Here is a 21,113-nt window from a genome sequence, read left to right as displayed (position 1 = left end):
ACCTGCTCTGTTTATAAACGAATATCAGCAAAGTCGCTGCTTAAAACATACTTTAAGTCATATATAATCGACTCTTCTTTAGTTAAAGCGCGGTATTCTTCTTGTGACATGCTCTGAAATTGTTGATGAGCAACAGCGATAATAACACCATCGTATTTTTCTTCAGGCCTTTGAGATATAACGGATAAGCCGTATTCATGACTAGCTTCTGCGGGGTCTACCCAAGGGTCGAAGATATCCATTTCTATATTGTATTCGGCAAGCTCTTTTATAATATCTACGATTCGAGTATTACGAAGATCTGGGCAGTTTTCTTTGAAAGTTAACCCCATAATTAATATTTTAGCTCCATTAACTTGAATGCGTTTCTTTAAAAGAGCTTTAACTAATTGAGAGGCTACATAAGCTCCCATACCATCATTTATTCTACGTCCAGCTAATATTACTTCTGGGTGATAGCCGACAGCTTGCGCTTTATGTGTTAAATAGTATGGGTCAACACCGATACAATGCCCACCAACAAGGCCGGGTCTAAATGGTAGGAAGTTCCATTTCGTTCCGGCTGCCTTTAATACTTCTTCAGTATCAATATTTAGCTTGTTGAAAATTAATGCTAGCTCATTAATTAGAGCTATATTGAGGTCTCTCTGTGTATTTTCAATAACTTTGGCTGCTTCCGCAACTTTTATTGACGACGCCTTATGAGTCCCAGCGATGATTATTTCTTTATATAATTTGTCAACGGTACCTGCTACTTCAGGCGTAGACCCTGATGTAACTTTCTTAATGTTAATTACTCTATGTTCTTTGTCTCCAGGGTTAATTCGTTCTGGAGAGTAACCAGCATAAAAGTCTTGGTTAAAAGTGAGTTTAGAAGATGCTTCTAAAACAGGAATACAAACCTCTTCTGTTGCTCCAGGGTAGACCGTCGACTCATAGATAACGATATCCCCTTTTTTTAGGACCTTTCCTATTGTCTCCGATGCTTTGATTAAAGGAGATAAATCGGGTTGCTTATGTTCATCAATCGGTGTTGGAACAGTAACAATATAGATATTGCACTGACTAATATTTTTGACGTTAGAAGTAAAAGATAGCTGCTCCGCTGATAAGAGCTCTTCTTTTGAGCACTCTTGGGTATGATCTACACCTTCTTTTAGTTCGGTTACTCGTCTGTCATTGATATCAAAACCAATAGTTTTTCGAACCTTTCCAAATTCGACTGCTAAAGGGAGACCTACGTACCCTAAGCCGATAATTGCAATACTTTGATCATCTACTTGTAGTGTCATTGCGGATTCCTGTGATTTAACTCAGTTGCATTTAATTGATTGGAACTATATATCCAAGATATAATCATAAAGAAAAAAACCAAATGTAAATTATTAAGTGGTACATTTGTAAGTGATGGTATGATATATAATAATCCTAGTGATAAAATCGGAAAGTACTCTTTATTCCTGTGTTTATTCCAAATATATAATGGGTAAGATAATAAAATAACTATGAAAGCTAACCCTACTAGCCCTGACTTAACAAGGACATCAATATAACCATTATGGTAATGACTAAACTTCACAATTCTTGGATCAATTATATGATCTTTAGCAAGCTCTGATTTTATAGTGTAGTGCTCTTTCCCTACTCCGACTATGGGCTCTTTCGTTACCACATAAGTAGCCGCTTCCCACATTTGAATCCTTAAACCTAAAGATGAATTCAGGTTTCCAGCTTGTATTAAGGCTATTTCATTCTTTGTTTGGGATATTCTATCTTTTATTGTAGGAATTTGACTTAACATGGATGAAAAAATAAGAACAACAAAAACAAAACATGCCATTTGTTTTTTATTTCTTATTACTATAAATAAAAAGTAACCAATAGATATAAACAATAATGTTACGAATGTAGATCTGGCTTGGGTTGCTATTATTAAAAATAATGATGCCGCTATTATTAAAATTGATTTTAATATAATAATATTATTTTTAGTCGTTGTTAATTTATAGAGTGCGAAACAAGCTAACCATGAAGACATTACAGTATAATGTAAAACGCCAATACCCCACGTTGCCCTTTCTCTCTCAAGAAGAATGTCTTGTTGGTAAAAGTAAGCTAGCGAGCATACTGTAGCCACGAGAGAAAGGTTAAGTAAATGGTTTTTTAATTGACCAAATAAACTTTCAGGGATTATTGAAAAATATAATAGCAACATTCCATATGCTTTTATTTGACCATTGCTAAATCCGTGCAAATGTCTTTGATATAAGCCATATAATATGAATAGAGAAATTAGCCATAATATTTTTTTGTTTATTAACTGTTGTTTAATATGATCAATTCCAAAATGATAAATTGAAAATAACAATGAGATAACTATAATGGCTTGAAGGTTTTTAGGGGCGTTTACGTATAAAAATAATCCTGAAAAAGAAAAATAAACAGGTAGTGAAATAATAAATAAAATAACAGATTCTTTTTTTGAAATAGTTTTCATTTTATTTTAGAAATAACCATATCTGGAGACAAATCGTTAAGGCACTTTAGGTGTCCTAGTGGGCATTGTCGTTTAAAGCAAGGGCGGCATTCGATATCGGTGTGTACAATATCGACCTTCTTAGCTAAAGGCGGTGTGTATTTTGGTGATGTAGAGCCATATATTGCAACTACACTACAGCCCACCGCAGCAGCAACGTGCATTAGACCTGAGTCGTTGGCTACGACAGTGTCGCATGCACCTAATAAATCTAGCGCTTCAATTAAACTTGTTTGGCCTGCTAAAACGTGGATATGAGATTGCAGCTCTTTTGGAACTTGCGCCTTAATATTATTGCAAGTATCTAGGTCTTTCTGTGAGCCAAATAACCAAATTTTCTTACCAGCTCGGCTCATGGATGTTGCAACTTCTGCGTAGTGACTCTCAGGCCACTTTTTGGCTGGTCCGAATTCTGCCCCTGGGCATAAGCCAATAATTGAGTAGCTATTATCTAGGTTGAACTTGGAGATTGTTTTGCTTTGTTTGTCTTCATCAATAAGTAGACTCGGGTGAGGTAGGTTGTCTAAGCCCCCCAAAGAAGAAGAGTTAATCATGGCAGGTTTTGAATGCGCCAAAGCTACGTAGCGCTCAACCATGAATTGAAAAGATTTCATGTTTGAGCGTAGATCATTCAATAAACCATAACGCATTTCACCTTTCCATCCAGTACGGATAGGAATGTTTGCGAACCAAGGGATGAGGGCTGACTTGGCTGATTTCGGTAAAATATAGGCGTGATCATACTGGTTTTCCCGCAGTGATTTACCTATCTCTCGGCGACCAAATAAATCAAATGCACCATGGCCAATCGGCATTTCGATCGCTTGATGGACCTCTGGCATACGCTCAAGTATGGGTTTACACCAGCTGGGAGCGATAACATCGATAAGTGCATCAGGATTTTGTTGTTTTAGTGTCATGTATAGAGTTTGTGACATAACCATGTCACCGACCCATGATGGTCCAATAATTAGTATTCTACTCACTCTTGGATTCCTAATTTTGTCCATTCAGATTTATATTTACTTTTGAATACATTGTAATAATTTAAGCCATCTTGCTGACTATATAAAAAGTTAAGTACCCACATGTATTGTTCTGGTTTGGGGCTCACAAAGGTCTCAATCGCTTCGTTCATAGCTCGAGCGTCAGCTTGGTCTTCATTTTGCAACTCCAGTGCTGGCAAGATTTCTAATGAATACTTTCCTGTTTCAGGGTTTATTGATGCAAAAAGAGGAACTATTTTAGCTCTAGATAGCTTAGCCAGTTTACTCAGTCCAGGTAGGGTAGCTTTCGTTGTCTCAAAAAAGCTAACGAACTCACTGAGTTCCGCTCCATGGTCTTGATCTGGTAGGTAATACCCCAAATAGCCATCTTTTACCGATTTGATAAATGGCTTTATTCCACCAGAGCGTTCATACACACGACCACCATATTGAACTCTTTGACGATGCATAAGCCAATCAGAGACCGGGTTCTTTTGCTTCTTTGCCATTGCAGAGACAGGGAGGCCCATTGAAGCAAGCATTACTGCGGGAATATCAATAGCCCATGAGTGTGGGACTAATAATATGACATTTTCACCGTTATTCGTGTGCTTGGTTAGGTTTTCTTTGCCAACGAATTCACACTGCTCTTGTAACCAAAATTTTGATTTTAAGGTAAGTAAGCTAAAGCGAAGTACAAAGACACTAGCAGTGTATAGTGTCTTATAAATTAATTGCTCGCGCTCTTGAAAACTGAGGTTGGGAAAGCATAGCTCAAAATTAACCCGCGCTCTATGAGCTGGGCCTTTCTGAGATTTAGATAGTTTTAAAGCGATAATATGCGCTACCCATTGATGAAAACGCAGCGGGAGAAGGGCGACTGGAAGCGCAAATATAACTGCTAACCATGTCCCCCATAGCTTAGGAGCTAGGAAGGCCCATCGAAAACTAGGGTTGTAAGCTTTTGAATCAAAGTCATTACGTTGATTTGTCATTTAAAATCACTAACCTTAAAATTTACTTAGCTTTCTATATCACTTTGCACTTTATTGCATTCGAGGGAGATATAGAGTAATTGCTTGCAGCACTAATCTAAATTTTGCTTTGCTTGGGATTAGACGTCAGGAGGGCGGGGGGGGAGTTGTACCCCGCGCTCTAAGTGCAATGTGATACTACTTATTTACAATTTGCATGTATTGAGCAACGCCTTGCGCTACGGTTTTAAATACCACATCACAGCCTGCTGCTCGAAGTTTCGTAAGGTCAGCTTGAGTAAACTCTTGGTAAGCGCCTTTTAAATGCTCAGGGAAAGGAATCGTTTCGATTTCACCTTTACCGTGGTGCTTAATTACCGCTTTGGCAACTTCGTCAAAAGACTCAGCATTGCCGGTGCCTAGGTTAAAGATGCCAGAAACACCATTTTCTAAGAACCACAGGTTTACTGCTGCAACATCACCGACATACACAAAATCACGCTGGAATTTTTCGCTACCTGCGAACAGTTTAGGGTTCTCACCAGCGTTCATTTGGTTGTTTAGATGGAAAGCAACAGAGGCCATGCTACCTTTGTGATCTTCACGTGGACCGTAAACATTGAAGTAACGGAAACCAGTAATTTGAGGTAACGTCTCATTATGCGCTACAGCATCCGCGGTTAGGCGACGAACGTAGTTATCAAATTGTTGTTTAGAGTAACCGTAGACATTTAATGCGCCTTCATACTCTTTCTCTTCGATGAAAGTCTCTGTCTCACCGTAAGTGGCAGCTGAAGAGGCATATAGGAAGGGGATTTCACGCTCAATACAGTAATGCAGTAACTCTTTTGAGTACTCATAGTTGTTGAGCATCATGTATTTACCATCCCACTCGGTCGTTGCCGAACAAGCACCTTCATGGAAAATAGCTTCAATAGGGCCGAAATCATCGCCAGCCATAACCTGAGTTAGAAAATCATCGCGATCCATGTAGTCAGTGATGTCTAGGTCTACAAGGTTCTTGAACTTTTTACCGTTCTTGAGGTTGTCGACAACTAGAATATCGTTGTGGCCTGCGTCATTGAGTGCTTTCACAATATTGCTGCCGATCATGCCAGCACCACCAGTTACGATAATCATATTTTTCCTACTCTTTTGAATATAAAACTACCGAGAGTATAGCAAGGAATGACAAAGACGAGCTAGTGGAATAATTCCTTAAGCGGAGTATGATATGAGCAGATTAGTCTTAGGTAAGTGCGCAGTAAGCACTCGAAATTATAGGTATTATCATGAAAATTGCAGTTGCGGGTACCGGTTATGTAGGTTTATCCAATGCGATGTTGTTAGCGCAGAATCATGATGTTGTTGCAGTTGATATCGTCGAAGAAAAGGTATCGATGTTGAACAACAAGCAATCGCCAATCATGGATGTTGAGATTGAAGAGTTTTTGGCTAATCGTGCTTTGAGTTTTCAAGCCACAACCGATAAGCAAGCGTATCAAGATGCAGAGTTCGTTATTATCGCTACGCCAACCGACTATGACCCTAAAACGAACTACTTTAATACCAGTTCTGTAGAGTCGGTGATTCGTGACGTAATGATGGTTAATCCGAATGCCGTCATGGTGATCAAATCAACGGTACCTGTTGGTTATACTGAGCGTGTTAAGCAAGATTTAAACTGTGAAAACATTATGTTCTCGCCAGAATTTTTACGTGAAGGCAAAGCCCTGTACGACAACCTACACCCATCACGCATTATTGTTGGTGAGTGTTCTGAGCGAGCGAAAGTGTTTGCAAACCTTCTTGTTGAAGGCGCAGAAAAAGAGAATATCGACGTACTGTTTACTCACTCCACAGAAGCGGAAGCAGTAAAGCTCTTCTCAAATACCTACTTGGCGATGCGTGTTTCTTATTTCAATGAGCTCGATTCTTACGCCGAAGCGCATGGTTTGGATTCTCGTCAGATCATCGAAGGTGTGGGTTTAGACCCTCGTATTGGTAATCACTATAACAACCCTTCATTTGGGTACGGTGGTTACTGCTTACCGAAAGACACCAAGCAACTGTTGGCGAATTACCAAGATGTACCTAACAACATTGTGGGTGCCATTGTCGATGCTAACCGCACTCGTAAGGACTTCATTGCGGATTCAATTATTAAGCGCTCGCCTAAAATTGTCGGTATCTATCGCTTGATCATGAAATCCGGCTCGGACAACTTCCGTGCGTCGTCGATTCAAGGCATCATGAAGCGTTTGAAAGCAAAAGGCATAGAAGTGGTCGTGTTCGAACCCGTGTTAGAAGAAGAGCATTTCTTTAACTCGAAGGTTTATTCTGATCTCGAAGAGTTCAAAGCTGTATCAGATGTGATTGTATCAAACAGAATGGTAGAAGAAATCGCAGACGTTGCAGATAAGGTGTACACACGAGACTTGTTTGGCAGTGACTGATTCTGCGCTACTTTAACTAATGTTAACAGGTTTATTCATTTTTCGAATTGTACATTGATGATCGTGTTTTTTATAAAGCTAGCACTGACATATACAAATTGTTTAATTTTTAATTTTAGGTTTTTATGAAGATATTAATTACAGGCGGTGCTGGTTTTATAGGTTCAGCTGTCATTCGTCATATTATAAGCAATAAGTCAGATAGCGTCGTGAACGTTGATAAGCTTACTTATGCAGGTAACTTAGAATCCCTTATTGATGTTGATTCGAATCAACGATATGCGTTTGAAGCGGTGGATATTTGTAACCGTACTGAGCTAGACCGTATTTTTGAGCAGCATAAGCCCGATGCAGTAATGCACTTGGCCGCTGAATCTCATGTTGACCGTTCGATTGACGGCCCAGCTGCATTTATCGAAACTAATATTGTTGGTACATATACATTACTTGAAGCGACTAGAGCTTATTGGAATGAGCTTTCTGAAAGTGATAAAGCCACTTTTCGTTTCCACCATATCTCTACTGACGAAGTCTATGGCGATTTAGAAGGCACGGATGACTTGTTTACCGAGACGACGTCGTATGAGCCATCAAGCCCATACTCTGCTTCGAAAGCTTCTTCTGATCATCTCGTCCGAGCTTGGCTACGCACCTATGGTTTACCAACCGTTGTAACTAATTGTTCAAATAACTACGGCCCTTACCACTTCCCTGAGAAATTAATTCCATTGATGATCTTGAATGCTCTCGATGGAAAACCTCTTCCAGTGTATGGCAATGGTATGCAAATTCGTGATTGGCTGTTTGTTGAAGATCATGCACGAGCGTTGTACAAAGTGGTCACTGAAGGTGAGGTAGGTGAAACCTATAACATTGGTGGTCACAATGAAAAAGCAAACATTGATGTTGTCAAAACGATCTGCTCATTACTTGAAGAGTTGGTGCCAAATAAGCCAGAAGGGGTGGGCAAGTACCTTGACTTAGTTACTTATGTCACTGATAGACCTGGGCATGATCTACGTTATGCAATCGATGCGTCAAAGATTGAACGTGAATTGGGTTGGAAGCCAGAAGAGACTTTCGAATCAGGTATTCGTAAAACGGTCGAGTGGTACTTAGATAGTAAACAATGGTGGTCACGCGTATTAGATGGCTCTTACGCTGGTGAACGCTTAGGTGTTTCTTCAGATTTAGTTGTAAATGGTAAGGTTGATAAGTAATGAAAGGGATAGTTCTTGCTGGAGGTTCAGGCACGCGTTTATATCCACTCACTCGCGGCGTATCAAAACAGCTTTTGCCCATTTACGATAAGCCGATGGTTTTTTACCCAATCTCGACGTTAATGCTAGCTGGCATCAAAGATATTTTGATTATCACGACTCCTGAAGATAACGCTGGTTTTCAACGCCTACTTGGTGATGGTTCAGATTTTGGCATCAACCTTGAGTATGCAATTCAACCAAGCCCGGATGGTTTAGCGCAAGCTTTTATCATTGGTGAAGAGTTTATTGGTGATGATAGTGTTTGTTTGGTGTTGGGGGATAATATCTTTTACGGTCAGTCTTTTTCTAGAACGCTACAGAATGCCGCTTCAAAAGAGTCTGGTGCTACTGTTTTTGGCTATCAAGTCAAAGATCCTGAGCGTTTTGGCGTAGTTGAATTTGACGAAAAAATGAAAGCCGTTTCGATTGAAGAAAAACCTGAAATACCAAAATCAAACTATGCGGTAACTGGTTTGTATTTCTACGATAATCGAGTTGTAGAACTGGCAAAACAAGTGAAGCCATCTCTTCGAGGTGAGTTGGAAATTACCACTCTCAATGAAATGTATCTAAATGATGGTTCTCTGAATGTGGAACTATTAGGCCGTGGTTTTGCCTGGTTAGACACTGGTACTCATGAAAGCCTTCATGAGGCTTCATCTTTTGTTCAAACTATTGAAAATGTACAAGGGCTAAAGGTTGCTTGTTTAGAAGAGATAGCTTGGCGTAATGGTTGGTTAACTGATGAACAAATGTTAATGCTTGCTAAACCGATGATGAAAAATGAATACGGTCAGTATTTGACTCGTTTAGTCATGGATATTCAAAAGAAGGCAAAAGCTTAATGCGCGTACTAATTACTGGCTGTCATGGTCAAGTTGGCTCTTGTCTAACTAAACAACTGGCTAATAATGAGAATACATTGGTATTAGCGCTTGATAGAGAGCACCTTGATATTACGAGCCAAGAGTCTGTTAATGCCGTTGTTAGCGAATTTCAACCTACTATTATTATCAATGCAGCGGCGCATACTGCGGTTGATAAAGCTGAAGAAGAAGTAGAGCTTTCTTATGCGATCAATCGTGATGGTCCCAAGTTCTTAGCACAAGCAGCGCAAAACCTAGGGGCAGCGATTCTACACATTTCGACGGACTATGTCTTTGAAGGTAATAAAGTCGGAGAGTATCTAGAGAGTGATATCACAAACCCACAAGGTGTTTACGGTAAAAGTAAACTAGCCGGTGAAATGGCTGTTACCGAAGCGTGTGATAAACATATCATCCTTCGCACTGCTTGGGTGTTTGGTGAGGATGGCAATAATTTCGTTAAGACCATGCTTCGCTTAGGTGAAAACCGAGATACATTGAGTATCGTGGGTGACCAGTTTGGTGGACCTACATATGCAGGCGATATAGCAAGTACCTTGATAAAAATCGCGAACTTCATCAATCAAGGTGATGTGGTGGAGTATGGTGTTTATCACTATTCGGGGCTGCCGCATGTGAGTTGGTTTGAATTTGCTGAGGCTATTTTCAATGTTGCAGTCGAGCAAGGTGTTATCGCAAGTAAACCGAGCCTCTCGACTATTGCTACCGAACAATATATCACGCCAGTAAAGCGTCCAATCAATTCTAAGTTGAGTACAGAGAAAATTATGACTCTTCTCGCGGTCGAGCCTAGTGACTGGAAGGCGGCATTAAGCAATATTAAAGCGTACGCAGGATAAAATAATGAAAGTAATAGATACCCGCATAGCTGATGTGAAAATTATAGAGCCCAAAGTGTTTGGTGACGAGCGCGGTTTTTTCATGGAAACGTGGAACAAAAAACAATTTGAAGAGTTAGTCACAGGTAAATCAACACAATTTGTACAAGATAACCATTCTAAGTCTAAGAAGGGTACTCTACGCGGTTTACATTACCAAACTGAAAACACCCAAGGTAAATTGGTTCGGGTTATTTCGGGAGAGGTGTTTGATGTTGCTGTTGACATTCGAAAAGACTCTGCGACCTTTGGTCAATGGGTTGGGGAGTTCCTTTCTGCTGAAAATAAGCGTCAATTATGGGTGCCTGAAGGTTTTGCTCATGGTTTTTATGTTATGAGCGATATGGCTGAATTTGTTTATAAATGTACGGACTTTTATAACCCTACTGCGGAAATCTCAATTGCCTGGAATGACCCGGAACTGGGTGTTGAGTGGCCTTTGACTCAAGAGCAATCTATTCAGCTATCGGAGAAAGATCAATGTGCGATCTCTTTTTCACAGGCTCTAAAATCTAAATTGTAATCAATAGACCTAGCTAATTTGAGGGACGATTGATTCCACTCTATTTTCGTCAGAGCTAATTCGACCAGATGTTATCAGCTCGATCTATCCGCTTAGTGGCGATATACTGAACCACTAAACGGATAGGGATACTAATAACTAATGAAAACACGTGACAAGATTGTTGATGCTGCTCTAGAGCTTTTTAATGAGCACGGCGAGCGCAGTATTACGACCAATCATATTGCTGAGCATATAGAAATTAGCCCTGGTAATCTCTACTACCACTTCCGCAACAAACAAGAAATTGTCCGTGATATCTTTACTCTCTATTCGACAGAGTTGCTTGAAAGGTTCACACCGATTCAAGGGCAACAAGAAAGCCTCACGCTACTCAAGCGCTACCTAGATTCTATCTTCACGCTGATGTGGAAGTACCGATTCTTCTATGCGAACCTACCTGAAATACTGTCTCGTGATGAAAAGCTCCACCTTGATTACATGGCTGTACAAGAAAAGCTGCAAACCAACCTTGTGGGTATCATGCGAGCCTTCGTTGAATTGAACTTACTCAAGGCAACAGATGCAGAAATGAAGTCGATGGTGACGTCTCTTCACTTGATTGCATCAGGTTGGTTGGCGTATCAATCTGCGATGTCTCCAAAAGCTCAAATTACCGAGCAAGTGGTTCATCAAGGAATGCTGCAGATGATCGCGACGGTTAAACCGATTGCGACAGCTCAAGGTTTTGAGCAGCTGACATTATTGGAAGATGGTGTAAGGGCGTTGAACTCTAAATAGAAAGAGACGAGTAAGCGATATACGGGATTCGAAGAAAGATACTTGCATCCCGTATCTGCTCTTTATCGAACCAACCAGCTCTTTGGATTCTGAGCTTGGCTGTTTCTACGAATTTCAAAGTACAATGATGGGCGTGTTTGGCCGCCAGTGTCACCTGCAAGCGCGATGGCTTCACCCGCTTTAACCTTGTCACCTTCTTTCTTCAGTAGTGCTTGGTTAAAGCCATAGAGCGTCATATCACCTTTACCATGATCGAGAAGAACCACTAAACCATAGCCTCGCAGATACTCGGCAAATACCACCGTACCTGAGTAAACGGATTTAACCTGCTGACCGTACTTGGCGTTGATCACCATGCCTTTCCAGTTAATTTGCCCCGTTTGACGTGAACCGTAGTTATGTAGAACTTTATCTTTGATCGGCCAAGGTAGCTTACCTTTACGTTTTGCTAGGCCATCCATCGGTACTGCATTACGTCGTTCTCGAGCCGCTTTTTCTGCTTTTGCTATTTCAGCTTTCAGGCGAGTTTCATTTCGCTGAAGTTCAGCCAAGTAATTTTTGTCGCCAGAAATATTCTTCTTAATACTGCCAACGGTTTTCTTACGTTGTGTTTGAGTCTGAGACAACTTGTCACGCTTGGTGGTTTGCTGTTTTAACAATGTTGCGATTTGTTCTTGCTCGAGTTGACGCTGTTTGTGGCTTTCTTCTAATTCAAGTTGCGTCTGTTCAATCGTTTTAATGGTTGCGGAGCGAGCTTTGGCAAGGTGCTGGTAATAATGACTGATGCGATCTTCTTCTACACCGGTGTTGAGAATGTGAGAAGAAGCCTTAGCTCGACTCGTCATGTAGTAAGTCTGAATGAGCTGCTCTAACTTGTCTGTCTGGACTTTTTTCTGCGCAGTGAGCGCTTTAATCTTTGTGTCTAAATTAGCAATATTAGCATTAGCAGTATTGAGCTGCTTTTTACTGTCTAGAATCGCTTTTTCAAGTGAAGCGATGGACAGCTCCTGCTTCTTGAGGTTTGCCTGTAGGCTATCGAGTTTCTTTTGCTGGGAAGAGAGCGCTTTCTGTTGACGAGAGATTTCGCTTGATACGCCTTTCAGTTCACCTTGAGATGCAGCAAATGATGATGAAGACAAAAGAGCAACACCAAGGCTGGCAGATATCAAAAGAACAGTGCTCATTGATTGAACGGGTTTCATCATTATCGTCATTTTGCTCTTATTAATAATCAGCATCTGCTGCGAGTCTTTTCGCATCTCGGCTATCGGCTATTCGTTGAATCCCGAACCTGCTCTTAAATCCCATCACCATGGATGAAGTTCTGAGAGCGACCATTGAATCCTTGGTCCATATCTAAAGACGGCTTGTCAGTTTTCGGTTTTCCAACAATTTTTGCAGGAACACCAGCGACAGTCGTATGAGGCGGTACGGCTTGTAGAACCACAGAGCAAGAACCAATCTTAGCGCCTTCACCCACTTCAATGTTGCCGAGGATTTTAGCACCTGCACCAATCATCACGCCTTCTCGGATCTTAGGGTGACGATCGCCACCTTCTTTACCCGTACCCCCTAAAGTCACGTCTTGAAGGATAGAGACATCATTTTCAACGACGGCTGTTTCACCAATCACAATGCCTGTCGCGTGATCAAGCATGATAGCTTTACCGATACGAGCCGCCGGGTGAATATCCACTTGGCAAGCAACTGAAATTTGGTTCTGTAGGTAAGTGGCAAGCGCAATACGACCTTGCTTCCACAACCAGTTAGCCACTCGGTAACCTTGAAGAGCGTGGTAGCCTTTTAGATAAAGCAGAGGCATCGAGTACATCTCAACCGCAGGATCTCGGTTTACCGTCGCGCAAATATCACAAGCGGCCGCATCAATAATCGATTGGTCCTGCTTAAATGCTTGTTCAACCACTTCACGCACTGCCATTGCTGGCATTGATGCTGTTTTTAGCTTATTTGCTAGGATGTAGCTAAGCGCAGCACCTAAGCTTTCGTGGTTGATAATGGTGGCATGGTAAAAACTCGCAAGCATAGGTTCTTGCTCCGACTGCTGTCGAGCTTCCTTCACAATGCATTGCCAAACTTTTTGTTGTTCACAGTGTTTCATTTTACCATCCATCTTATCTATTTTATCCCACGACTGAATACGCGATGTTATCGCTCTGACTTCTTGTCTCGAGCAAGTAGATCTTGTGCTGCTAAGTGTGCGTCTTTCCCTTGATACAGCACTTGATAAATTTGTTCAACGATTGGCATCTCAACGCCCATGCGTTCTGATAATAACCAAACTTCTTTGGTGTTGCGATAACCTTCAACGACTTGGCCAATTTCTTCTTGTGCGGTATCTACATCTTTGCCTGCGCCAAGTGCCAAACCAAAGCGACGGTTGCGTGATTGGTTATCAGTACAGGTTAGTACTAGGTCGCCTAATCCAGCCATGCCCATGAAGGTTTCTGGCTGGGCACCAAGTGCTGCGCCCAAGCGGCTCATTTCAGCCAAGCCGCGAGTGATGAGTGCGGTACGTGCATTGGCACCAAACCCAATACCATCCGACATGCCTGCGCCAATTGCGATAACATTTTTCACTGCGCCGCCAAGTTGCATACCAATGAAATCTGAGTTTGCATACACGCGGAATGTTTTGCCGCAGTGGATTTTTTCTTGGAGCTCTTCTAGGAAAACTTCATCAGGTGAAGCGACAGAGATAGCCGTTGGCATGCCCATCGCTAACTCTTTGGCGAAGGTCGGTCCGGATAGAACCGCTAAAGAGTAGCCATCACCCAGCACATCGTGCGCGACATCTTTAAGCAGGCGTCCTGTCTCTGGCTCTAAGCCTTTGGTCGCCCAACAGATGCGAGAGTCCGAGGCTAAGTAAGGTTTAACGCTATTAAGCACAACGCCAAATACGTGGCTCGGGACTACAAGTAAAAGGTCTCGGCTTGAAGTCACTGCTTTTTCTAAGTCTGATTCAATGATCAGGCTTTCTGGGAATTCTATATTTGGTAGAAACTCATTATTAGCGCGCTCAGATTCAAGGCGAGCCATATGAGCAGGGTCATGCCCCCAAAGAACAACGTTTGCACCGTTACGCGCTAGAGAGATAGCTAAAGAGGTTCCGTAAGAACCTGCACCAATGACAGTCATGGCGATCTCTTTTCCGTAAGCGCTGTCTTTACCGTAAGCGTCTGTCGTGTTGGTCGGGTGAGTTGTGTCTGTCATGCTTCCACCTAAAAATATTGAGGGAAATCGAAGAATTCTGGAAAAGCTTTCCACTAAAATAAGAAGAGCTTTCAACTTTAGTACAGTGTAAAGAAAAAATGCACATCGCAGAAGTTGCGATGTGCATTTAAAAGCGAACTAGCGCTTGAATCGTTAGAGTTAAGTTCTACTTTGAGACTTAAGCCTGTTCGCCTTCAGCTTGTTGAGCTTGGTTTTGTAGGTAGTTCATGAACAAAGCATCAAAGTTTACTGGAGCTAGGTTCAGTTGTGGGAAGGTACCTTTAACCACTAGGCTAGAAATTGTTTCACGCGCGTATGGGAACAGGATGTTCGGGCAGAATGCACCTAGGCAATGTGCCAGTTGACCAGCTTCCATTTCGCTTGCAGAGAAAATACCGCCTTGTTGAACTTCACAAAGGAATGCTGTGTCTTCTGCATTCTTAACAGTAACAGTTAGACGTAGGATAACTTCGTAAACGCCTTCGCCAAGCTCACGGCTTTGAGTGTCTAGGTCCAGTTTTACATCTGGGTTCCACTCTTTTTGAAACATATCTGGAGAGTTTGGCGCTTCGAAAGAGACGTCTTTTAGGAAAATACGTTGGATTGCGAAGTTCTGTTGTGCGTCTTGTTGTGCTGCTTCAGCCATTTTCTTGTCCTTAAAAATTTCAAATTAGACTCTGTTCATTCAATTTATCGAACAAAGCCTGAAAGTTAGTTTATCTGTCAGCTTACTTCTTGTCGTTAACGGCTGTTTATCTTTAAAGGCTTTTCACCTTTAACTACTTCTTACCTTTAACCAAAGGAAGGTTAGCTTCGCTCCAAGCCACTAAGCCGCTTTTCAGCACGCTTACGTTTTCGAAACCTGCTTTAACCAGCAAGTTCGCGCTTTCTTGAGCGGTTTGACCAGTCTTGCATACTACGATGATTGGGTCTGCTTTGTGACTTTCAAGGTTACCAAAGTTATTTGCTTTGATATCTGACGGTAAAATGTGAACTGCGTCAGTAATATGGCCTTTCTTGAACTCATCCTTAGTACGAATATCAACCACAACACCGTTTTCACGGTTAATCATGTGTGTGGTTTGCGCTGCCGTGATCTCTTTATAAGCTGCGTTTGATGTCTTGATAACGTTCGCAATGATGGCAACAACCAAGCCGATCCATACGATGGCTAAAATCATATTCTCTTGAACAAATGGAACTAACTCTTGCATATCTTGAACTCTTATTCGTTATTGGGCGAAAAACTGTAAGCATGGAGTATAGCGATAATAGGAATGAGAATACATAAGAAGCACTACTTTCTGTTTCTTAAACGCTAAGGTGAAAGGCTCGTTTCAGAGGGGCTCCAATTATTTAGAAGTCTAAATATGAATCTCATCACTTTATTATTATATTCTTGTTCAATTGACTGCAGAGAGCAGTAACACGGTAAATAATGATGCTCGCCAACGAGTACTTTTGCTTCATTTTTACCAATGCTTTCCTAATTTGGTGAGTGATAGGCAATTCTCATTAATGTGGTGCCATAAGTTTCAAGGGCCTATACAAATCGAACCATAGCCCAGCTTTGTCGATTTTTTTGGGGAGGGGGGAATGAAATGGCATCTACAAGCGGTACTTGGACTTTACTTAACGCAGTGCTCTATGAATAGCATGGTCGACTTTGCATACCATCACTCCTGATTACTTCCATCTCAGGGTCTAACTTTTCGGATTGAAGATAATCGTTGATATGGAAAAACAACCGTTGTTTATAAATGCGAAGGACTTGAAGGGTTTTGGAGCATAAACATGAACCTGATTTTGTAAGAAATCGAGAGCATTCAATAATCACAGGTAGAGCGGGTTATCTAACAAGAACGTCTTTTTAATCGGGTGGATGCTGTCTGTTCTTTACCCTGTTGTGTTAGGTTGTTGGCATGTTTTAGTTTATAATTCGGCTCCGTTTATAAGTTTGGTGTCCTGTAGGTCAAAGGTAGAAAATGTCGAAATATACAAACATAGCTGTGATTTTAGCCGGTGGCGTTGGCAGTCGTTTTGGTGGTGATTTACCAAAGCAATTTGTAAAACTGTCAGGTAAGACGGTTTTCGAACACACATTGGCTGCTTTCGAAAATCACCATCTTATCGATGAAGTAATTATTGTTTGTAAAGCTGAATACATCAATAAAGTTGAAAACATTGTAAACCTTCAAGCAACCAGTAAAGTGACCCATATTGTATGTGGTGGTAAAGAACGAGCAGACTCTACTCGATCTGCACTAGCGTGTATCAAAGGCAAGCACGAAGGTAGCAAAGTAAAGTTACTTATTCATGACAGCGTTAGACCTTTCATTTCTGATGAAATTATCACTCAATGCATTATTGACCTTGACGCTAATGAGTCTGTTGATGTCGCTGTACCATGTACAGATACCATCATTAAGGTAAAAGACGGCTGCATTGCTGACATACCAAAACGTAGTGAGTTATACCAAGGTCAAACACCTCAAGGCTTCCACTTAACGACCTTATTGAAAGCATATGAGTTGATGGACCAAGATCCTGGCTTCCTTGTTACTGATGACTGTGGTGTAGTGAAACACTTCCTTCCAGATGTAGATATCAAGGTCGTTTCTGGTGATTACAATAACATTAAAATCACGAACCCAAATGATATTCAAGTCGCTGACATATTGTTTCAGCTAAATCAAAAAGACATTGCAAGTACCGATGTTGATCTAAGTAAATTTGATAAGAAAGTCGTGGTTGTTTTTGGTGGTAGTTACGGTATCGGTAAAAGCATAATCGAAAAACTAGATGGATCTGGTGCACTAATTTATTCATTTTCTCGTACAGAAACAGGCGCATCAATTACAGATTCATCTGCAATTGAACGATTCTTAGCTGATATCTATGAAAAACATCAACGTATTGATGCCATTATAAATACTACGGGTAGCTTAAACAAAAAACCATTAGCACAAACAACGGAAGAAGAAATTCGTGAAGATATTGATGTCAACCTGATATCAAACTTCAATCTAGCTCGAATTGCATTTAAGTATTTAAAAGAAACCGGTGGGAACTTAATCTTATTCAGTTCAAGTTCATATACTCGTGGCCGTGCTTTCTATTCTGTATATTCTTCTACTAAGGCCGCTATTGTTAACTTAACGCAAGCTTTAAGTGAAGAGTGGGCTCCACATGGCGTTAGAATAAACTGTATCACACCGGATCGTACTAAAACGCCAATGCGTGAAAAGAATTTTGGGCTTGAATGTGAGAAAACATTATTAACACCAGAGGAAGTGGCTGACGTAACACTAATAGCTCTATCTAATGATGTGACTGGAGTTAACTTTAGATGTCAGCTTTAAAAGAATACTTCTATAAAAAATTTGTAAAGTATTTTTTGGCGACTGGGGTTAAATACGCGAGAAAAATGCGTGCTAATTTGAGTAGTGGGTTAGCTCATGATGAAGCTATTACAGTTCCAATTCTACTTCACCACTGTGGTACAAAAAAAAGCTTGTATCAAGTAAGAATGTGGTTACCTGTACTTGAGCAGCTTGGCAATGACGTAGCCATTGTTGTTCGTGAGTTACATGGCTTAGAACTAGAGGAAGAGACGTCGATACCTGTGTATTACATCCCTAATGCTGGTTCAATCTCGTCTTTAATATCTGCCCCAGAAGTTAAAGTTGTACTTTACACTGCAAATACAGGTAAAAATATTCACCTTGTTCGTGATGTTAATATAAAACATGTTTTTATTGGTCATGGCGATAGTGATAAAGTTGCCAGCGCGCACAATCTATTCAAGATGTATGATTCTTCTTTCGTTGCGGGAGATGCACATATTGATAGATTTAAACGTAACAATATAGAATTACCTGATGGGTACTTTTATAAGGTTGGTCGACCAAATGTTGCACTAAAAGTATCGGAAATACAGTCAATCGGAACAGTGTCAGATAAAAAGACTGTTTTGTATGCTCCTACATGGGAGGGTGCGCATTCAGACTCGAGTTATTCATCTGTGCTGGTCATGATGGAACAATTGCTTGAACTTCTAGTTGCTACTGGTTTACGAGTTGTTGTCCGGTTGCATCCATTTACAGGGTCAAATGATGAAGAGTTTACCGATAAAATCGGTGAGTTGAAGCTGAAGTACCAAAGCAACGAATCTGTTATCTTTGATTCAGAGTCTGATATTTACCTGCAAATGAACCAGTCTGATATGTTAATATCTGACGTATCAAGCGTTATTTCAGATTACTTGTACTTTAATAAGCCAATATACATTACTAATCCTCATGATGATGAATTATTTGAGGAAACATTCCCGATTGCGAAGTGCTGTAATATTCTTCTTAAAAATAATACTACATACTACTTCAATAATGGGGTAGCACTTGACGAAAGAGAAGCCGTTCGGATTGATTATCGTCAATATGTAATGGGAGACTCTCCTGAAAAAGCATTTAGCTTATTCCATTCAGCGCTATACTCATTAGCTGAATAGTAATCTAAATAAATAAACGGTGTTGATGATTGTATTGGCACCGTTTGGTACATTATTGTGAATAAATATACTTTTTTAAGAATCTATCGTTTCCTTTCAACTTTTTTTTTGGTTTTACTGTTTATCCCTGGACGAAAAGAAAGACGTATCATTTTCATGTCCTCGTTTAAAGGGGATTTCACATCAAACTCAAAATATTTATTTGAAGACGTAATAAAATCAAAAATCGATTATCAATGCCGTTTTGTTATCTGTGATGATGTAGAAAGAGCAAGGCTAAATGAATTATATGGAAATTACTTTATAAGTAATAAATCTATAGCTGATAAAATATATTGCCTGCGATCTTCCGTATGGGTCTGCTCATACTTCGATCTCCCCGTTCAAGGCTTGGGCTTAGCAATAAATAGAAAAGTATTACATTTGGGGCATGGTATCCCTGTTAAAGCATCTGGATTACTTGAGAATAAAGTTAGCATATTAAAACGTATCTATTATTATTTGAATACTTCAAACTTCACTTATCATTTTGCTCCGACGGAAGAGGTAGCAAGTATCCTTTCTAATATGTTTGGTTGCTCAACCCATAAGTTTATATACGCTTCCCAGCCTAGAACGGATAGAATTGTAAAACTGAATAGTAATTACTCTAAAAAATATAAGTTATGTAAAGTGTTATATGCACCAACATGGCGTTACAATGATAAAGGCTCTTTCTTGAAGTTCGATGATTTTAACATCAATGAACTAGATAGGTTTTTGAAGGAAAATAATATAGTTTTATATTATCGACCACACCCTTTATTTCTGCCTGAAGATCAAAGTTTTTTATCTGAAAATATAAAGCTATCTACACCTGAAACAGAGCCTGAAATTAGTGACTATCTGCATACTTACGATGCCTTAATTTCTGACTACTCAAGTATAATAATTGATTACCTAATTCTTGATAGACCAATAGCAATATATGATTACGATTATGAAATATATAAAGAAGAGAATGGTTTTTGTTACGAATTCGATGGGTTTTGTCCTGGTATGAGAATTAATAGCCAAGAAGAGTTAATTTATTTTTTTTCTAATTTTCAGAACAATGATGGTATGCGCGAAAAGCGAGGCATTGAATCTGAGCGCTTTAATGGAAAAGTAAATAACTCTGTGAAGGTTTTTAAAAAAGAGGTTCTTGAAAGAGATAATGTTAAATAAAACAAAGAGTATGATAGCCATATACAAAAAATTTAGTCTTGATTCATTGTTTGTGGCATCTTTTTATATTGCCCTGAATCGTTTGATGAAAGTTGTCATCATGATTGTACCTCTTCAATTTGTTTTAATCATGGGAACTAATGCGGTGCCTCAGAAACTACAGGCTTTATTACCTGACTTTTTGACCAATGATTTGACTTTCTTGTTGGTATTAATGATAAGTGGGTTTGTTTTTTTACTCCTGTCTTATATGTTTGTTAACTACAAAAGTACAAGTTGTAAGAAAAAAAGCTTAGCTGAAAAGCATAAACAGTATCCAGATTTTATTAAAACAGTTAAAAAAGCAAAAGAGTTTTTATCAAAATCGGTTGAAATACAATCTGACTTTATACTAAATGTATTTTGTCTTTCAGTTATCGCTCTATTTAATATTCCATACTTTATATTTTGTACATTAGTTGTCGTAATAAGCTTGTATATATTTGATGAATTACTTGCTGACTTTATGTCAAAAAACATTGAGTTTTATACAGAGGTATACTCCTTGGGAATGTATATAATAATGGTCGGGTATTTAGCTTACACGGCTTATACTCACAATGGAAATATACTTCATTTAGTACCAATCTTTTTCGTTTCGAGAATGATTGTAGTTTCTGTACCAAGGCTGACAAAAAATATATTGGCAGTTAAAAAAATAGAAGTTAAAGAATTTATTAGTTAAATTAATAACCCATAATTAAAAATACAATATACGCCTCCATGTCTGATTATCATGGAGGTTTTTTTGTTGAATCAAAAAATGCATATAAAATACAGTATAGAGTTTTCGTCTTAATAACGAGGTAGAAGGCTTATAATTAATGATTGAGTATTGGCTAGAA

Annotated in this window: 20 protein-coding genes; 10 read left to right on the top strand and 10 right to left on the bottom strand. The window is 39.8% G+C overall.

Going from position 1 to position 21,113, the window contains the following annotated elements; genetic code table 11:
• Positions 1 to 11 precede the first annotated feature (11 nt).
• The 5 genes from tviB to rfaD all read right to left on the bottom strand — a co-directional run bounded on the left by tviB (position 12) and on the right by rfaD (position 5,636).
• Entirely contained in the window at positions 12 to 1,292 is a 1,281-nt protein-coding gene (tviB, locus tag AB6D58_RS06915; RefSeq protein WP_372156834.1) for a Vi polysaccharide biosynthesis UDP-N-acetylglucosamine C-6 dehydrogenase TviB, read from the bottom strand.
• Positions 1,289 to 2,497: an O-antigen ligase family protein gene (locus tag AB6D58_RS06910; protein WP_372156832.1), complete on the bottom strand. Its 1,209-nt coding sequence runs from the start codon at positions 2,495 to 2,497 to the stop codon at positions 1,289 to 1,291. Before AB6D58_RS06910 ends, tviB begins: the two co-directional genes overlap by 4 nt.
• Entirely contained in the window at positions 2,494 to 3,522 is a 1,029-nt protein-coding gene (waaF, locus tag AB6D58_RS06905; protein WP_372153397.1) for a lipopolysaccharide heptosyltransferase II, read from the bottom strand. Before waaF ends, AB6D58_RS06910 begins: the two co-directional genes overlap by 4 nt.
• Positions 3,519 to 4,517: a lauroyl-Kdo(2)-lipid IV(A) myristoyltransferase gene (gene lpxM / locus AB6D58_RS06900; protein WP_372153395.1), complete on the bottom strand. Its 999-nt coding sequence runs from the start codon at positions 4,515 to 4,517 to the stop codon at positions 3,519 to 3,521. Before lpxM ends, waaF begins: the two co-directional genes overlap by 4 nt.
• A gap of 177 nt (positions 4,518 to 4,694) precedes the next feature.
• Positions 4,695 to 5,636 (bottom strand): ADP-glyceromanno-heptose 6-epimerase, encoded by a 942-nt coding sequence (gene rfaD, locus AB6D58_RS06895; RefSeq protein ID WP_372153393.1) that lies wholly within the window; start codon positions 5,634 to 5,636, stop codon positions 4,695 to 4,697.
• 152 nt (positions 5,637 to 5,788) lie between these two features.
• On the opposite strand from rfaD, the gene AB6D58_RS06890 reads away from it, so the two are divergent.
• The 6 genes from AB6D58_RS06890 (at position 5,789) to AB6D58_RS06865 (ending at position 11,282) form a co-directional block, all read left to right on the top strand.
• Positions 5,789 to 6,952 (top strand): nucleotide sugar dehydrogenase, encoded by a 1,164-nt coding sequence (locus AB6D58_RS06890; protein ID WP_372153391.1) that lies wholly within the window; start codon positions 5,789 to 5,791, stop codon positions 6,950 to 6,952.
• 125 nt (positions 6,953 to 7,077) lie between these two features.
• Positions 7,078 to 8,172 carry a dTDP-glucose 4,6-dehydratase gene (rfbB, locus tag AB6D58_RS06885; RefSeq protein WP_372156829.1) on the top strand — a complete coding sequence of 365 codons (1,095 nt, stop codon included), beginning with the start codon at positions 7,078 to 7,080 and terminating at the stop codon, positions 8,170 to 8,172.
• Positions 8,172 to 9,059: a glucose-1-phosphate thymidylyltransferase RfbA gene (gene rfbA / locus AB6D58_RS06880; RefSeq protein WP_372153387.1), complete on the top strand. Its 888-nt coding sequence runs from the start codon at positions 8,172 to 8,174 to the stop codon at positions 9,057 to 9,059. The genes rfbB and rfbA overlap by 1 nt, the downstream gene beginning before the upstream one ends.
• Positions 9,059 to 9,940, top strand: a complete 882-nt coding sequence (gene rfbD, locus AB6D58_RS06875; RefSeq protein WP_372156827.1) for a dTDP-4-dehydrorhamnose reductase — start codon at positions 9,059 to 9,061, stop codon at positions 9,938 to 9,940. The genes rfbA and rfbD overlap by 1 nt, the downstream gene beginning before the upstream one ends.
• Positions 9,941 to 9,944: 4 nt before the next feature.
• Positions 9,945 to 10,502: a dTDP-4-dehydrorhamnose 3,5-epimerase gene (gene rfbC / locus AB6D58_RS06870; RefSeq protein ID WP_372097603.1), complete on the top strand. Its 558-nt coding sequence runs from the start codon at positions 9,945 to 9,947 to the stop codon at positions 10,500 to 10,502.
• Between the two features lie 141 nt (positions 10,503 to 10,643).
• Positions 10,644 to 11,282: a TetR/AcrR family transcriptional regulator gene (locus AB6D58_RS06865; protein ID WP_372156825.1), complete on the top strand. Its 639-nt coding sequence runs from the start codon at positions 10,644 to 10,646 to the stop codon at positions 11,280 to 11,282.
• Between the two features lie 62 nt (positions 11,283 to 11,344).
• Here the strand turns inward: AB6D58_RS06865 and AB6D58_RS06860 are convergent, their stop codons facing one another.
• The 5 genes from AB6D58_RS06860 to AB6D58_RS06840 all read right to left on the bottom strand — a co-directional run bounded on the left by AB6D58_RS06860 (position 11,345) and on the right by AB6D58_RS06840 (position 15,727).
• Entirely contained in the window at positions 11,345 to 12,496 is a 1,152-nt protein-coding gene (locus AB6D58_RS06860) for a murein hydrolase activator EnvC (RefSeq protein WP_016797614.1), read from the bottom strand.
• Positions 12,497 to 12,579: 83 nt separating this feature from the next.
• Positions 12,580 to 13,401 (bottom strand): serine O-acetyltransferase, encoded by an 822-nt coding sequence (gene cysE, locus AB6D58_RS06855; protein ID WP_009847961.1) that lies wholly within the window; start codon positions 13,399 to 13,401, stop codon positions 12,580 to 12,582.
• A gap of 47 nt (positions 13,402 to 13,448) precedes the next feature.
• The gene (gene gpsA, locus AB6D58_RS06850; RefSeq protein ID WP_372055272.1) at positions 13,449 to 14,513 is read right to left on the bottom strand and encodes an NAD(P)H-dependent glycerol-3-phosphate dehydrogenase; all 1,065 of its coding nucleotides are present in this window, start codon (positions 14,511 to 14,513) and stop codon (positions 13,449 to 13,451) included.
• 178 nt (positions 14,514 to 14,691) lie between these two features.
• Entirely contained in the window at positions 14,692 to 15,159 is a 468-nt protein-coding gene (gene secB, locus AB6D58_RS06845) for a protein-export chaperone SecB (RefSeq protein WP_009847959.1), read from the bottom strand.
• Between the two features lie 133 nt (positions 15,160 to 15,292).
• On the bottom strand, positions 15,293 to 15,727 hold the full coding sequence (locus AB6D58_RS06840; RefSeq protein WP_016795010.1) for a rhodanese-like domain-containing protein: 435 nt from the start codon (positions 15,725 to 15,727) through the stop codon (positions 15,293 to 15,295).
• A gap of 771 nt (positions 15,728 to 16,498) precedes the next feature.
• Here AB6D58_RS06840 and ispD point away from each other — a divergent pair.
• The 4 genes from ispD to AB6D58_RS06820 are packed head-to-tail and all read left to right on the top strand — an operon-like array spanning position 16,499 to position 20,953.
• A complete protein-coding gene (gene ispD / locus AB6D58_RS06835) occupies positions 16,499 to 17,875 on the top strand; it encodes a 2-C-methyl-D-erythritol 4-phosphate cytidylyltransferase (protein ID WP_372156822.1) in 1,377 nt (458 codons plus the stop codon).
• Complete coding sequence (locus AB6D58_RS06830) at positions 17,863 to 19,023, top strand: CDP-glycerol glycerophosphotransferase family protein (RefSeq protein WP_372156820.1); 1,161 nt, start codon at positions 17,863 to 17,865, stop codon at positions 19,021 to 19,023. The genes ispD and AB6D58_RS06830 overlap by 13 nt, the downstream gene beginning before the upstream one ends.
• Positions 19,024 to 19,080: 57 nt before the next feature.
• Positions 19,081 to 20,229, top strand: coding sequence for a CDP-glycerol glycerophosphotransferase family protein (locus tag AB6D58_RS06825; RefSeq protein ID WP_372156818.1), 1,149 nt, complete (start codon positions 19,081 to 19,083; stop codon positions 20,227 to 20,229).
• The gene (locus tag AB6D58_RS06820; RefSeq protein WP_372156816.1) at positions 20,219 to 20,953 is read left to right on the top strand and encodes a hypothetical protein; all 735 of its coding nucleotides are present in this window, start codon (positions 20,219 to 20,221) and stop codon (positions 20,951 to 20,953) included. The genes AB6D58_RS06825 and AB6D58_RS06820 overlap by 11 nt, the downstream gene beginning before the upstream one ends.
• Positions 20,954 to 21,113: the final 160 nt, after the last annotated feature.

Origin of the sequence: Vibrio sp. 10N.239.312.D08 (assembly GCF_041466145.1) — a bacterium.
GTDB lineage: Bacteria > Pseudomonadota > Gammaproteobacteria > Enterobacterales > Vibrionaceae > Vibrio > Vibrio crassostreae_C.
The sequence above is the reverse complement of the archived record's forward strand: the minus strand, read 5'-3'. Positions and strand labels throughout refer to the sequence as shown.